Origin of the sequence: Pseudomonas luteola NBRC 103146 (assembly GCF_002091675.1) — a bacterium.
Taxonomy (GTDB): Bacteria; Pseudomonadota; Gammaproteobacteria; order Pseudomonadales; family Pseudomonadaceae; genus Chryseomonas; species Chryseomonas luteola.
Map to the genome: position 1 here is coordinate 36,387 of NZ_BDAE01000018.1, position 13,138 is coordinate 49,524.

Annotated in this window: 15 protein-coding genes and 1 pseudogene; 6 read left to right on the forward strand and 10 right to left on the reverse strand. The window is 55.6% G+C overall.

Going from position 1 to position 13,138, the window contains the following annotated elements; all coding sequences use genetic code 11:
* Positions 1–207: 207 nt before the first annotated feature.
* The 3 genes from PLU01S_RS17825 to PLU01S_RS17835 form a co-directional block, all read right to left on the reverse strand.
* Positions 208–798, reverse strand: coding sequence for an NUDIX domain-containing protein (locus PLU01S_RS17825; protein WP_010795455.1), 591 nt, complete (start codon positions 796–798; stop codon positions 208–210).
* A gap of 134 nt (positions 799–932) precedes the next feature.
* Complete coding sequence (locus PLU01S_RS17830; protein ID WP_074825039.1) at positions 933–1,295, reverse strand: COG4315 family predicted lipoprotein; 363 nt, start codon at positions 1,293–1,295, stop codon at positions 933–935.
* A 135-nt stretch (positions 1,296–1,430) separates the two neighbouring features.
* Complete coding sequence (locus tag PLU01S_RS17835) at positions 1,431–1,655, reverse strand: hypothetical protein (protein WP_010795453.1); 225 nt, start codon at positions 1,653–1,655, stop codon at positions 1,431–1,433.
* Between the two features lie 251 nt (positions 1,656–1,906).
* On the opposite strand from PLU01S_RS17835, the gene PLU01S_RS17840 reads away from it, so the two are divergent.
* Complete coding sequence (locus PLU01S_RS17840; RefSeq protein WP_074825037.1) at positions 1,907–2,707, forward strand: glycosyltransferase family 9 protein; 801 nt, start codon at positions 1,907–1,909, stop codon at positions 2,705–2,707.
* Positions 2,708–2,738: 31 nt separating this feature from the next.
* Here PLU01S_RS17840 and yedF read toward each other — a convergent pair whose 3' ends face one another.
* Entirely contained in the window at positions 2,739–3,011 is a 273-nt protein-coding gene (yedF, locus tag PLU01S_RS17845) for a sulfurtransferase-like selenium metabolism protein YedF (protein ID WP_074825034.1), read from the reverse strand.
* Positions 2,956–4,203, reverse strand: coding sequence for a selenium metabolism membrane protein YedE/FdhT (gene yedE, locus PLU01S_RS17850; RefSeq protein ID WP_074825030.1), 1,248 nt, complete (start codon positions 4,201–4,203; stop codon positions 2,956–2,958). The genes yedF and yedE overlap by 56 nt, the downstream gene beginning before the upstream one ends.
* Before the next feature lie 235 nt (positions 4,204–4,438).
* Here yedE and PLU01S_RS17855 point away from each other — a divergent pair, with 235 nt between their 5' ends.
* The 4 genes and pseudogenes from PLU01S_RS17855 (at position 4,439) to PLU01S_RS26680 (ending at position 8,131) form a co-directional block, all read left to right on the forward strand.
* On the forward strand, positions 4,439–5,449 hold the full coding sequence (locus PLU01S_RS17855; protein ID WP_074825027.1) for an AI-2E family transporter: 1,011 nt from the start codon (positions 4,439–4,441) through the stop codon (positions 5,447–5,449).
* A gap of 115 nt (positions 5,450–5,564) precedes the next feature.
* A complete protein-coding gene (locus PLU01S_RS17860) occupies positions 5,565–5,831 on the forward strand; it encodes a DksA/TraR family C4-type zinc finger protein (protein WP_074825024.1) in 267 nt (88 codons plus the stop codon).
* A gap of 497 nt (positions 5,832–6,328) precedes the next feature.
* Positions 6,329–7,276: pseudogene (locus tag PLU01S_RS26675) on the forward strand (HAMP domain-containing protein); the annotation flags it as partial.
* Between the two features lie 126 nt (positions 7,277–7,402).
* The gene (locus tag PLU01S_RS26680) at positions 7,403–8,131 is read left to right on the forward strand and encodes a methyl-accepting chemotaxis protein (RefSeq protein ID WP_372238908.1); all 729 of its coding nucleotides are present in this window, start codon (positions 7,403–7,405) and stop codon (positions 8,129–8,131) included.
* Positions 8,132–8,189: 58 nt separating this feature from the next.
* On the opposite strand, the gene PLU01S_RS17870 is transcribed toward PLU01S_RS26680, so the two are convergent.
* Entirely contained in the window at positions 8,190–8,789 is a 600-nt protein-coding gene (locus PLU01S_RS17870; protein WP_074825018.1) for an NUDIX domain-containing protein, read from the reverse strand.
* Between the two features lie 235 nt (positions 8,790–9,024).
* Here PLU01S_RS17870 and PLU01S_RS17875 point away from each other — a divergent pair, with 235 nt between their 5' ends.
* Positions 9,025–9,834: a DsbA family protein gene (locus PLU01S_RS17875; RefSeq protein WP_010795444.1), complete on the forward strand. Its 810-nt coding sequence runs from the start codon at positions 9,025–9,027 to the stop codon at positions 9,832–9,834.
* 71 nt (positions 9,835–9,905) lie between these two features.
* On the opposite strand, the gene ureC is transcribed toward PLU01S_RS17875, so the two are convergent.
* From ureC to PLU01S_RS17895, 4 genes are all read right to left on the reverse strand, one after another.
* On the reverse strand, positions 9,906–11,606 hold the full coding sequence (ureC, locus tag PLU01S_RS17880; RefSeq protein WP_074825015.1) for an urease subunit alpha: 1,701 nt from the start codon (positions 11,604–11,606) through the stop codon (positions 9,906–9,908).
* 185 nt (positions 11,607–11,791) lie between these two features.
* On the reverse strand, positions 11,792–12,097 hold the full coding sequence (locus PLU01S_RS17885) for an urease subunit beta (RefSeq protein WP_074825012.1): 306 nt from the start codon (positions 12,095–12,097) through the stop codon (positions 11,792–11,794).
* A complete protein-coding gene (locus tag PLU01S_RS17890; RefSeq protein ID WP_074825009.1) occupies positions 12,094–12,630 on the reverse strand; it encodes a GNAT family N-acetyltransferase in 537 nt (178 codons plus the stop codon). The genes PLU01S_RS17885 and PLU01S_RS17890 overlap by 4 nt, the downstream gene beginning before the upstream one ends.
* A complete protein-coding gene (locus PLU01S_RS17895; protein ID WP_010795440.1) occupies positions 12,623–13,135 on the reverse strand; it encodes a GNAT family N-acetyltransferase in 513 nt (170 codons plus the stop codon). Before PLU01S_RS17895 ends, PLU01S_RS17890 begins: the two co-directional genes overlap by 8 nt.
* Positions 13,136–13,138 lie beyond the last annotated feature (3 nt).

A 13,138-nucleotide genomic window follows, 5' to 3' on the forward strand; every position in this document is an offset into this window, starting at 1 on the left:
TCACTGATTCAGCTGATAAGAGGTGTGCGACCTCCTGCAAACGCAGAGGTTTCTGCCCTTGCAGGAGAGGGGTCTAAAACTGTGAAATGGCTTGAAAATCTGGTTAAAGCACGTCCTGGCCATGTTCAACGAAGAGCATGGTCGTAGGCCGCAGGGTCTGGATCAGGATATTCGCTTTGAGAGGCGGATTAGCCATGTGTACGATGTCTAGCGCTTAGGGAACAAGTAGAGCGCTGCATAGTGCACCAGCATGATGGTCTTGGCGTCCAGAATGCGTCCGGCGCGAATCATGTCCAGCAACTCATCGAAGCCAAACTCCATTACTTCGATGTCCTCACCTTCATCAGCCAGCCCACCCCCTTCGCTTCTATGTGTATCGCTATCGTATTCTGCCGCGAAGAAGTAGAGTTTTTCCGTGACCGAGCCCGGGCTCATGTAGGCTTCGAACAGCTTGGTGACATGATGGAGGTGGTATCCCGTTTCCTCTTCGATTTCAGCGCGGATGCGCTCTTCAGGCGCGGCGTTGTCGAGCAGGCCGGCCGGCGTTTCGATCAACATGCCATCAGGAATGCCATTGAGATAGGTCGGCAGGCGGAACTGTCGGATCAGCACAATGGTACGGCGCTCCAGGTTGTACAACAGTACCGTCGCGCCGTTGCCGCGGTCGTAGGTCTCACGGGTGTGCTGCTGTCGTGATCCATCACGCCGCTGGTAATCCAGGGTGTACTTGGTCAGCACGCCCCAGTCATTGGCAAGAATCTGTGAGTCGAGGATACGGATGGGCGAGGAGTCGGTCATGAGGAGTTCTCGAAAGAGGGTATTCAGGCGGGCTGATGCCGGGCTCAGGTGCTGGGTATTGATGAGCATGCCAGTGCATCTTGGCAGCGGTGTGTCAGAAGGGAAACCGGCGCGGTAGCCGGTTTCCTGAGCCGTTATGGTTTGGCTATATGCCAGACACCACCCTTGCCATCGCCAGTCTTGTCACCAGCCTTTTTGTCCTGGACGAAGGTATACAGCGGCTTGCCCTTGTAAGTCCATTGCATGGCGCCATCTTCGCGCTCGATCACGGTCCAGGCATCCGAAGGCTTGCTACCAGCCTCTACCTTGAGCGGCGGCCAGTTTTCCGCGCATTTGCCATTGCAACTGGAAACTCCTTCAGTGTCCTTGTCGTAGGTATATAGCGTTCTGCCCTGGTCATCGACCAGAACACCATTTTTTTCCATCGCGGGGGAGGCTGCCAGCGCAGCGCTGGAGGCTAGAAGGGCAGTTACAGCAAACAGGGCTTTGACAGTCATGGTGGTCTCCATGGATAAACAACTTGTTATAAGCAGTTTCCTTGTCACCTACACACGGACCGGCGGTGCCGGGTAGTGTTCCTTACAGGTTCGGCTCCAGGGCTTTTTTGACATGCCTTATATAATGCTTCTCATCTATAACGTGGCAACCAGTTTGCCAATGGCGTCCAGTGCCAGCGCAAGCAGGGCGGCGATCCCGACAGAGCCTATAACCAGAGCCTTACCCCACCATACGCCCCATTTCACTAGGCCGGCCACAATGCCAACAGCGCAAAGCAGCAGCCCGAGCTGAAGATAGTAAGTCGTCCAGGCCAAGGTCTGAATGAACAGCAGCCATAGCTCGTTGAGTTCCTGGTACATCAAGCGCTCCGGTATCCGATCAGCCCACACTATCGCACGTCTGGCTGAAAAGCCGTGTGCCCCTGTGGTTACTCTGTGACGATGCTGTCGACAGCATCGCTCAGAACCGATGGAAATACCCGCTTACACCCTTGAAAGGTGTCTGCTTAACGAAACGCTCACGAATGCAGTTTGGTTAAGCAAATCTTAAGGATGAGCCTGCTAGTCTCCTGGCACATTTTGGGTTCGGCATTACATTCGGGAGAAATCGAATGGGATGGGGTGACGAGCTGATGGCTGCGGGTCAGGCCCGCGTGCATTATGAAAAGACCCGGCAGAAAGTGGTGTTCGTGGATTGTGAGGGGCAGCCGCGCTGGTCGGAGATCTGGGAGAACAATCCCTATATTCTCAAACAGCCGGAGCCAGGGTGCGTCACGATATGCAACGCACCCAAGAGCCGTCCGTATATCTACCGCAAGAACAAGAAAGTCTGCGAGTGGCAGGTCTTTGAGCTGGTGCCTGGCGAGATATTTTTCTCTGCCCAGGAGTTGGTGTTCGGTCGACAACATGCCCAGGGCGCGATTGTCATTGAGCCCCATACCAAGGTGACCGATTCCAACAAGGCCTGGCTCTGGGAGCGTTGGGAACAGCTGGCTCGGTGCGGCTTCGACTTCGTGCAGTTGGGGCCGGAGGGAACCCGGCTGCTTCCAGGGGTACGCCATGTCGTGACGGCCAGTTTTCGCGAAGCGGCGGCCGTACTGGCTCACGCCCGGGGTTTTGTTGGGGCTGAAGGCGGAATGCACCATGCTGCTGCAGCGGTTTCGACGCCAGCCGTGGTGCTGTTTTCAGAGTTTATTTCGCCGCGGGTCACAGGATACCTGGGCCATATCAATCTGTATCAAGGCAAGACGCCGTTGGGTAATGGCGCACGGCTGCCCTGCAAAAAGTGCCGGGCGTCCATGCAGGCGATCACTGTCGATCAGGTGGTGTCGGCATTGAATAAATTGATGTCAGTCGGCTCAGCCATAAGGCCCGGTGTTGCCATGGCGCACCGAGTGGCTGCCGAGGCGTAAGTCGAAGGGGGCCTCCAGAGAGGCCTCCTGACTACACGGTGACGCTGGCTGCCGTCTGGCCTGCCTTTTCCGCAGGGACTTCGATCAGGAAGCGGAACAGCGAGCCATGCTGCTCGACGCTACGGCACAGATAGCCATAGCGTTGGGTATCCTCTGGAATGCCATGTACCGACTGCGCACAGTCGGTAATGACTTCGAGCAATTGACCAGCCTGCATCGTTTCCAGAGTTTCCAGTGTAGCGATGGCGTTATAGGGGCAGTGTTCGCCCCTCAGGTCGAGAGACAGATCCGGTTGTGTGCTCATGGACTCTCCTGGAGGTGCCGAAACGGCGAGCGTTGAGTTGAACCAATAATAGGGCGATGCCCAGGCCGATAAAGGTCAGCAGCAAACCATAGCCAGGGCCGACGGCTTTCAGTAAGTCGATCTTAGGATAAGGAAGCGCCAGTGCATTACCCAGCTCGTCCCAATACACTGCCACCAGCGTACCGCCAATCACGTTGCCCAAGCCCACTACCCAGAAGTGCACCTGTCCTTCTACGGCGCGGTACATCCAGCCGGTCTCGCAGCCACCGGCTAATACGATGCCGATACCAAAGAGCAGGCCGCCAATGATGGCGTTCGGGCCCATCCAGAAAATCTTGGGCGCAACGCCCAGCTGAATTGCACCAAAAGTGCCAATGGACGCAACCGCCATGCCCAGCAGAATCCCTTGGGCAGCCCGAGTGCGGCCGGTCGTCCAGATGTCGCGGGCGGCGCTGGTAAAGCAGATCTGGGCCCGCTCGATCAGGGTGCCAAACAGGAGTCCGAATACGCAGGCGATACCCAATACAAAGGAGGCCTCGAATCGCCAGGCGGCCAGCAGTGCCGCGGCACACAGTACGGCGATGCCCAGGCGGGACTGTGTTCTGGCCCGGTGTGCAAGCGAATCCGGGGAGGGCAGGGATGAGCGGGTTTTGCCAACCTTGAGTGGCGCTCTCAGAAAGGGCAGCAGGCTGAGCTTTACCCCTATCCAGGCTCCCGCGACAGTCGCCAGCATGAAAGCCCAGGCATGCAGGGAAAACATAGGGATGCCGGTAAAAAAGGCTGCCAGATTGCATCCCATGGCCAGGCGAGCACCGAAGCCTGCAACGATCCCACCAATCAATCCCTGCAGCAGGCGCCTACGACTGGTAGGCCAGCGCCAGCCCACATTGCCTGCGAACAACGCCATGCTCAAGGCACCGAGAAACATGCCGGCGATCATGACGCCATCGATCCGGTCCAGCGGGGTGCCCTGCAAACCGATGAGCTTGAAATAGCTCCATTCCTCAGGATGGAGGCCGAACCAGGACAGTACATGTCCTCCCCAACGGGTAAATTCTCCGGTGACGGCCCAGAACGTATGGGTGAGCGTGAAGTAATACGCCGAAAGGACACCCAAGGCGACCAGTGTCGGAAGGGGAGCCCAGAAGCGGACAAGGTACGTTTGACGAAAATGAGCGAGACCGGCGAACACGTGGCAAAGCCTCTGAAAGGGAAACGCGTAGTATAGAGCAACCCTTCATTTTGTAGTGGCTTTAGGCGTTATGCCGTCGAATTTTGAAAGACCCGGACATGAACGGTATTTCCCGCGCGGGCCCTTAACAGGGCACAATAGAGGTTGCGCAAGAGCCGCAGTCACCTCTGTTTTACGATAATGATTGATGGAATGGATTGCCTCCTTGAGGCTGCCTTACAACGCATAGGACATCATGCCCGTATTTACGCCTCGTCAGATTCTTCTGGGTAGCTGGTTCGTTATTCTGGCCAGCCTCATATTGGTTTTTCCGCTTGGATTGGTCCCCAGTCTGTTTGCCGGTCTGCTGGTCTTTGAACTGGCCAATATGCTGGAGCCTCGCCTGCAGGGGCTTATTTCCGGTGATCGTGCCCGTATCGTAGCGGTAGCCCTGCTGGTGACCCTAGTTGTCTGTGTACTGGCCGTGTTCTTTGCGGGCGCGATCAGTTTTGTACTGCATGAAGTTCGCAATCCGGGCAGTCTGATCGATAAATTCATGGCGCTCACCGAGCGTGCCCGTGGGCAACTTCCGATGGCGCTCGATAAATACCTGCCCGCCAGCGCCGAGGATTTTCGGCACTCGGTCAATGAGTGGCTGGGTGCTCACTTAGGTGAACTGCAGACCATTGGCAAGGATGCAATACACACATTTGTCACCCTCGTGATTGGCCTGATTCTCGGCGCTGCCGTTGCCTTGCAGCGCAAGCGCAGCAGAGCCCAGGAACGTCCGCTGTCCACCGCGCTGCTGGACCGTGTGGCGCTGCTGTCAGAGGCGTTTCGCAACGTGGTATTTGCCCAGGTAAAAATCTCTTTTATCAATACCATTCTGACAGCCGTCTTTCTTGCGGGTGTGTTACCGCTCTGTGGCATCCACTTGCCCCTGATCAAGACAATGATCGTAGCGACCTTCATTCTGGGGCTGCTGCCCGTGATCGGGAATTTGCTCTCTAATACCCTGATTCTGATCGTAGGGCTGTCGGTTTCTCTTTGGGTGGCAGTATCCGTAGGATGCTATCTGGTCGCTATCCACAAGCTTGAGTATTTCCTCAATGCGCGCATTGTCGGAGGGCAAATCAAGGCCCGCTCCTGGGAATTACTGCTAGCCATGCTGGTTTTTGAATCGGCTTTCGGCCTACCAGGACTTGTGGCTGCGCCTATTTATTACGCCTATCTCAAAAGTGAGCTGACACGAGCAGATCTGGTGTAAATGAGTCATAGGATGTCATTGGTCGGCTACGGCAAATGACGTTGCGCTGGCCTCTTGTTATAGGTGCAGATGTACCCATATCAACAGGATGTCTCACAGCTAATGGGAGAGTCCTATGGCCAGTGGTTGGGCAAACGACGGGGCGGTTCAAGAGCAGATCGACAGCACCATTGAAGATGCTATCCAGCGCGCTCGAAGCCAGATGGGGCGTGGTGAAAGCCTGACGCACTGCGAAGAGTGCGATGCGGTTATTCCCGAGGCTCGACGCCAGGCAGTAAAGGGCGTGCGCTTGTGCGTTAACTGTCAGGCCGCGCACGACAAGGAGCAGGCCAGATTCAGCGGCTATAACCGACGCGGCAGTAAGGATAGTCAGCTACGCTAAAGAGTAGTAGGAGCAAGGCAGTAGAGTCACCTTGCTGCTCGTTAAAGCCTTATAAATGCAGGGCTCGCTACTGCACGTTACGCGTACTTTATGGAGTCTATTGACGTTGCCTTTGTTAAAAGGCAACGCCTTATTGTCCGGTTTTTATTGTTGCCGTCAGTCACCCACTCTCCAAAAACCATTCTCCCCCCGTAAAGTTCTTCTTCTGTTCGTCGATACGCGTTGCACTACTTATTCGTTTACTCAAAGAACGTCTAGACGCTAGCTGTGCCCTTGCATTTAGAGTTACCGCTTAGCCATCTCCAGATCTCTTTGCAGCATCTCTTCTAGTCGCGGAATTCGAGGCACGTTACGTTATGCGTCTTTGGCGAAACAGTATCCAGTGGCAGCTTATCTTGAGCATGGGCGCCGCCTTGGTCATTAGCAGTTTGGTTGTAATTGGTATCTATGCCTATGCCTTGAATCGGTTAACCGATCGTTATCTGCTTCAAGAGGCTATGCCGACCAGTGTCAAAGCGATTCGAAATGATCTTGAGCGAGTACTGACCGTCCCGCTGACCACGGCCAGTAATATGGCCAACAATACATTGATTGCCGACTGGTTGAGTGCTGGCGAAGCTGTCGAGCAACAGCCTCAGTTCGTACATTATTTATCGAATCTCCAACAGCATTACAACGCGCTCGTGTCCTTTATCATCTCCAAGGATTCCGGCCATTATTTTACGAACAAAGGCTTGGATATCACGCTCAAACCTGGCGAAGCGAACAGCAAGTGGTTTTATGACTTTCTGGCGAGCGGACAACAGCGTTTGATCGTGATCGACATTGATAACAATACTCATATGCCCACCTTATTTATTGATGAGCGTATCGAGCGCGACGGCCGCCTGTTGGGTGTAGTAGGGCTAGGCTTCAGCCTGACAGCATTGTCAGACATGATTCGTGACTTCCGTTTTGGCCAGCAGGGTCAGGTATATTTAGTCAGTCCAGACGGCAAGGTGAAAATCCATCCCCAAGCCGAACTCAATGACAAGAAGATGCTTGAGCAGTTAGTAGGAACTGGGCCCGCCCAGCAACTGATTGCCAAGGCAAAAGGCGCTGACAGTCAGGCTGTGATGTTTGAGCGGGATGGCCAGGAATACGTAGCGGTAGCTGAGCCAGTCGAGTCGCTTGGATGGACGCTGGTCAGCGAGGTGCCGCTTTCGGAGGTTTATGGTCCTGCCCAAAAGGCTTTGCTTGTCATTTCAGGTATTAGTCTGGCCGTTGTTCTGGCGTTTCTGGGACTGGTTGTCTGGATGGCGCGCAGTATCGTTCGGCCGATTCGTCAGGTAACAACCGCGCTGATCGATATTGGTAGCGGTGATGGCGACCTAACGCGTCGGCTTGATGAAAGCCGTGCGAATGAACTAGGTGATTTAGCGCGTGGCTTTAATCGATTTGTTGAAAGTTTGCGCGAGCTGATCGGTAATGCCCTGCATACCAGCGAGCAGCTTCGGCAGAATGTGGTCCAGGTTGCCCAGGTAGTGGATAGCACATCGACGCGAGCGACCCAGCAGCAGCATATGACCGATATGGTGGCTACCGCTGTGCATGAAATGGGGCTGACCGTGCAAGAGATCGCACGCAATGCTGGCGCTGCAGCTGAGGTCTCTTGCAGCACTCAGGAAGAGGCGGTATCCGCCAAGCAGGTGGTTGGGCAATCTATCCAGTATGTCCAAGGGATGTCGGCCGATATTGAGGAGGCGGCAAGCGCTGTAGGTGCCCTGGCTCAACAGGTCGATACCATTGATGAGGTTTTGCTGGTAATTCGTAGTATTTCCGACCAGACGAATTTGCTGGCGCTCAATGCAGCCATTGAGGCAGCTCGTGCAGGGGAAATGGGGCGTGGATTTGCCGTGGTGGCTGATGAGGTTCGTACCCTGGCTGGCCGTACCCAAAGCGCGACCTCTGAAATTCAGCGCATGATTGGTGAACTCAAAGGACGTGCTGACGAGGCCGTTGCCTCCATACGTGCCGGGCAATCGGCTACTGAAACGGGCGTAGAGGCCAGCAGACAAACAGGCCGGTCATTAGATGCCATTGCTGCGCATGTCGAAGAGCTTACGGATAGAAACCATCAGGTGGCGACCGCTACTGAAGAGCAAAGCTCAGTAACGGAAGAGATCAACCGGAACGTTCAGGGTATCGCTGACCTTGCTCAAACAACGGTCAAGGATGTGAATGCCTGTCGTGCGGATTGTCAGGAACTGTCTCTTATGGCCGATCACTTGGCCACGCAAATGGCACGGTTCCGCCTGTAAGGAACCGCGTTCGGGCGAGTGGGCTTAGTAAGCTTACTCGCCCGAAAAATGGCTGACATTACGCTACAGGTTTATCGAATACGTGTAACGCTGCGTGATAGAGCAAGGTGATGGTCTTCATGTCTTTTATCTGCCCCTGCCTGACCAAACCTAGCGCTTCATCGAAAGGCATTTCTAATACCTCGATGTCCTCACCTTCTCCTTCCAGACCACCACCGTCTTCCTTGCGGTTACTTGACTCGTATTCAGCCGTGAAAAAAGAGAGCTTTTCCGTCACGGAGCCGGGGGTTGAATAGGCTTCAAACAGTGGCGTGACATTCTGGATGTCATAGCCGGTCTCTTCACGAATCTCTTCCTTAATACGTTTCTCAGGAGATGCCTTATCAAGCTTTCCGGCGGGTGTCTCTAATAGCATGCCATCGGTTACGCCATTGACGAAGGCAGGAAAGCGAAATTGCCGGGTGAGCACAACGGTCCGCTGCGCCCGGTTATAGAGGAGCACGGTAGTGCTGTCGCCTGCATCGTAGGTTTCCCGGGTCAGCTGTTGCCACTGACCGTTACGGCGACGGTAGTCGAAGGTGTTTTTTTTGAGTACGGAAAAGCCTTCGGAGAGCACTTCGCTCTTCACTATCCGGATGAAGTCAGCCTGATCAGTCATTTACATTTACCTCGCTAAAACCATTCGGACTCTCATTCATGGCAAACGTCAGTTGAAGGCGACCAGCTGCCCCAAGGCATTCTGCTGGATTGCTTTCAGGTGTGCCGAATGCCTTAGGTTTGTGCCTGTTCAATTCAACCTGTTTTTGTAAAGGCCTCGGCATGCGGTACGATCATGAGCTTTCCGCCCACCGGCGGAGTGCTATTTCCCCTCGTTCATAGCCAAGGAACCACAGATGCAGAATTTCAAAGGTCGGACGCTGCGTGCCAAATCAGCTCTTGCAGCATTGGTTCTGGCCTGCGCTCCCTTTGCCCACGCCGATAGCAGTGTTGGCGGTTTCAATGCCAGCCAGCAGGATGCGATTGGCAAGATTGCCGCGGATTATCTGATCAAGCACCCTGAGGTGCTGGTTCAGGTCAGCCAGGCGTTGCAGCAGAAACAACAGGAAGAGCAGATCAGTCAGCTGACCGTGGGTGCCGTAGCTTCCGCCGATGCCTTGCTCAACGATGCCAAGACGCCTGCCGTAGGGCCGAAGGATGCCAAGGTAGCGATCGTCGAGTTTTTCGATTACCAGTGCATCTATTGCTATCACATGTCCGAAACGGTCGAAGGGCTGATCAAGGCGAACCCCAACGTTCGCTTCATCTTCAAGGAATTTCCAGTCTTTGGTGCTCGCTGGCCTGCGTCCATCCTGGCGGCGGAAGCCGGTCAGTATGTGTATGCCAAGAAGGGCGGCGAGGCTTATCTGAAGTACCACAACGGTCTGTTCGCAACCGGCAAGAACGAGGGCAAGCTGACCGAGCAGGACGTAGAGAAAGCCCTGAAAGCCGTTGACCTGAAGCTGGCCGATGTCAAAGCTGACGCGAAGACGCTGGAGTCCCAGATCCAGGCCAACATGGACCTGGGCAGCAAGATGCAGATCCAGGGTACGCCTACGTTCGTAGTCATGCCGACCAAGGGCGCAACCGCAGACAACGTGACCGTTATTCCCGGCGCGACCGATACGGAAAACCTGCAGAAGGCCATCGACGCCGCCAGCAAGTAATTCCGTTTATCCAAGGCAGCGTTATCGTTCAGAAGCGGTAACGCTGCCTTGGGCCTTCCGCAAGACCTTGATCAAAACAGGAAATACCGCTGTGCCATGGGCAATACTTCTGCCGGCTCGCACCACAACAGCTGTCCATCCGCTTTGACTTGATAATTCTGCGGATCGACTTCGATGGTGGGTAAATAGCCGTTATGGATCAGGTCGGTTTTCTTCACCGTACGGCAGCCCTTTACGACGCCAATTTGCTTCTTGAGGCCTAACTGGGCAGGCACACCTGCGTCAAAGGCCGCCTGACTGATAAAGGTCAGGCTCGTGGCATGACGCGAACCGGCGTAGCTTGCGAACATAGGTCGATAGTGAACCGGTTGTGGAGTAGGGATGGACGCGTTGGCGTCGCCCATGAGGCTCGCCGCAATGGCACCGCCTTTTAGGATCAATGAGGGTTTCACGCCAAAGAAGGCCGGGCGCCACAAGACCAGATCTGCCCATTTACCCACTTCAATAGAGCCTACCTCATGGCTGACTCCATGGGTAATGGCCGGGTTAATAGTGTATTTGGCGATATAGCGTTTTGCGCGAAAGTTGTCATGGCCGGGACCGTCCTCGGGCAAAGAGCCGCGTTGCTTCTTCATTTTGTCTGCCGTCTGCCAGGTACGGGTTATGACCTCGCCTACCCGGCCCATGGCCTGGCTGTCAGAGCTGATCATTGAAAACGCGCCCAGGTCATGGAGGATATCCTCGGCAGCAATGGTCTCACGGCGGATACGGCTCTCGGCGAAGGCTACGTCTTCCGCGATGCTTGGGTCGAGATGATGGCAGACCATAAGCATGTCCAGGTGCTCATCAATGGTGTTCTTGGTAAACGGCCGGGTTGGATTGGTAGAGCTGGGCAGTACATTGGGGAAACCGCAGGCCTTGATGATATCCGGCGCGTGTCCACCCCCTGCACCTTCGGTGTGATAAGTGTGAATGGTGCGGTCTTTGAATGCGCCCAGGGTTGTCTCGACAAAGCCAGACTCATTCAGCGTATCGGTATGGATTGCAACCTGGATATCGTACTGGTCAGCCACTGCAAGGCAGTTGTCGATAGCTGCCGGTGTCGTGCCCCAGTCCTCATGCAACTTAAGGCCAATAGCACCAGCCTTGATCTGCTCTATTAGCGGTTCGGGGACGCTCACATTGCCTTTGCCGGTAAAACCGATGTTCATCGGGAAGGCATCTGCGGCCTGGAGCATGCGCGCCATATGCCAGGGGCCGGGCGTTACGGTAGTCGCATTGGTGCCTGTCGCTGGGCCTGTGCCTCCGCCGATCATGGTAGTCACACCACTCATGAGGGCCTCTTCGATCTGCTGCGGACAGATGAAGTGAATGTGACTATCGATGCCGCCTGCTGTGAGGATCATGCCTTCCCCGGCGATGACCTCTGTTGCGCCACCAATAGCAATCGTTACTCCCGGCTGGATGTCCGGGTTGCCTGCCTTGCCGATGGCTGCAATACGGCCATTCTTGAGGCCGACGTCCGCTTTCACAATCCCCCAATGGTCCAGGATCAGCGCATTGGTGATGACCGTGTCGGCCACGTCGGCTGCGCAGCGCTGACTTTGGCCCATGCCGTCACGAATCACCTTGCCGCCCCCGAACTTGACCTCTTCACCATAAACGGTGTGATCATGCTCGACCTCAATCCACAGGTCCGTATCCGCCAGACGCACCTTGTCGCCCGTAGTGGGACCGAACATGTCGGCATAGGCTTGGCGTGAAATCTTCATATCACTCATCCTGATCGTGTAGGGAAGGGTGGCGCAGCGCCGGTCCCGTTCTGTGTTTCGGGTGTGGGTTGGTAGGGGGTATTACTGCCTTCAGGCGGCGCGCCTTGACCATCCTGGCAATGGGATGGAAGGTGCGAAGCAATACCCATCATCAAGACTGATATTCATTGCATCGGAGCTGCGCGTTATAAATGGCCCATCACACGGCCAGCAAAGCCATACACGATACGGTCGCCTGCCAGCTCCACCAGCTCTATATCGCGTGACTGACCCGGCTCGAAGCGTACTGCCGTACCCGCCGGAATGTTCAGGCGCATGCCACGGGCCTGCTCACGGTCAAAGGCGAGGGCATCGTTGGTTTCGAAGAAGTGATAGTGAGAGCCGACCTGGACAGGGCGATCCCCCGTGTTGGCTACCGTCAGGCTCAAGGTTCGACGACCGGCATTGAGTTCTATATCGCCGTCTTTGATCTGGTATTCGCCAGGGGTCATGAGAGGCTCCTGAGCTGCTTGTAGTAAAGGGCGGTCGGGTGATAGGTACCGTCGGGGTTCGCGGCATAATCCGGGATTTCCCCGACACGCTGATATCCTAGGTATTGATAGAGCTGTTCGGCGCCTGAACCCGCCAGCGTATCGAGGTAGAGCAGGGTGCGCCCCATGTCCAATGCAGCGCTTTCCAGCGTGATCATCAGCCGATGTGCGATGCCGTGCCGCCGAGCGCCACGTAGTACCATCAACTTTTGTACTTCGGCGCGCTTGAGGCCATTGCGTTTGGTCGCTGGCGCCAGTTGCACGCTACCGGCCACCGTCCGGTCACCTAACAGCGCAACCCAGAGATGAAGGCCGCCATCTGCGATGTCCTGTTGAACGTTATCCAGATATGCGTCAACTTCGGCATCGCTCAGATCAGCCAGAAACCCGATCGAGGCGCCGCCTGCAACACAGTCACGCAAAAGGTCGCCTAAGCCCCGCCTGTAATGTTGAAATGCCTCTGCACCGACGCGTTCAAGGGTGACGTCAACCATGATGGGACTCCAGTTTGAGTTGCATGAATGTAAGGTCCAGCCACCGATCGAACTTGCGGCCCACTTCCGGCATCTGGCCGGTCGTTACGAAACCCAGTCGCTCATGCAGGCGGATCGACGCGGTATTGCCGCTCTCTATAGCCGCCACCATCATGTGTAGATTGGCGTTGCGGGCATATTCGATCAGGGCCTTCATCAGCATGGGGCCGATGCCCTGACCCCGTTGATCGCTGCGAACGTATACCGAATGCTCGACGGTATGACGGAAACCCTCAATGGTTCGCCAGGTGCCATAACTGGCATAGCCGACTACCTCACCGGCAGCATCACGGGCAACCAGTACGGGAAACCCCTGAGCCGTACGGTCTGCCAGCCAGGTACGGCGGTTGGCTAGATCGACCAGGGTCTCGTTCCAGATCGCCGTGGTGTTTTCCACGGCGTCGTTGTAGATGGCCAGAATGCCAGGCAGATCGGATTCGTGGGCAGGAGCGATAGAGCACGTCATAAC

Coding starts and splice junctions, on each gene's coding strand:
- PLU01S_RS17825 (WP_010795455.1), bottom strand. CDS start 798: ATGACCGACTCCTCGCCCATCCGTATCCTCGACTCACAGATTCTTGCC.
- PLU01S_RS17830 (WP_074825039.1), bottom strand. CDS start 1,295: ATGACTGTCAAAGCCCTGTTTGCTGTAACTGCCCTTCTAGCCTCCAGC.
- PLU01S_RS17835 (WP_010795453.1), bottom strand. CDS start 1,655: ATGTACCAGGAACTCAACGAGCTATGGCTGCTGTTCATTCAGACCTTG.
- PLU01S_RS17840 (WP_074825037.1), top strand. CDS start 1,907: ATGGGATGGGGTGACGAGCTGATGGCTGCGGGTCAGGCCCGCGTGCAT.
- yedF (WP_074825034.1), bottom strand. CDS start 3,011: ATGAGCACACAACCGGATCTGTCTCTCGACCTGAGGGGCGAACACTGC.
- PLU01S_RS17855 (WP_074825027.1), top strand. CDS start 4,439: ATGCCCGTATTTACGCCTCGTCAGATTCTTCTGGGTAGCTGGTTCGTT.
- PLU01S_RS17860 (WP_074825024.1), top strand. CDS start 5,565: ATGGCCAGTGGTTGGGCAAACGACGGGGCGGTTCAAGAGCAGATCGAC.
- PLU01S_RS26680 (WP_372238908.1), top strand. CDS start 7,403: ATGGTGGCTACCGCTGTGCATGAAATGGGGCTGACCGTGCAAGAGATC.
- PLU01S_RS17870 (WP_074825018.1), bottom strand. CDS start 8,789: ATGACTGATCAGGCTGACTTCATCCGGATAGTGAAGAGCGAAGTGCTC.
- PLU01S_RS17875 (WP_010795444.1), top strand. CDS start 9,025: ATGCAGAATTTCAAAGGTCGGACGCTGCGTGCCAAATCAGCTCTTGCA.
- ureC (WP_074825015.1), bottom strand. CDS start 11,606: ATGAAGATTTCACGCCAAGCCTATGCCGACATGTTCGGTCCCACTACG.
- PLU01S_RS17885 (WP_074825012.1), bottom strand. CDS start 12,097: ATGACCCCTGGCGAATACCAGATCAAAGACGGCGATATAGAACTCAAT.
- PLU01S_RS17890 (WP_074825009.1), bottom strand. CDS start 12,630: ATGGTTGACGTCACCCTTGAACGCGTCGGTGCAGAGGCATTTCAACAT.
- PLU01S_RS17895 (WP_010795440.1), bottom strand. CDS start 13,135: ATGACGTGCTCTATCGCTCCTGCCCACGAATCCGATCTGCCTGGCATT.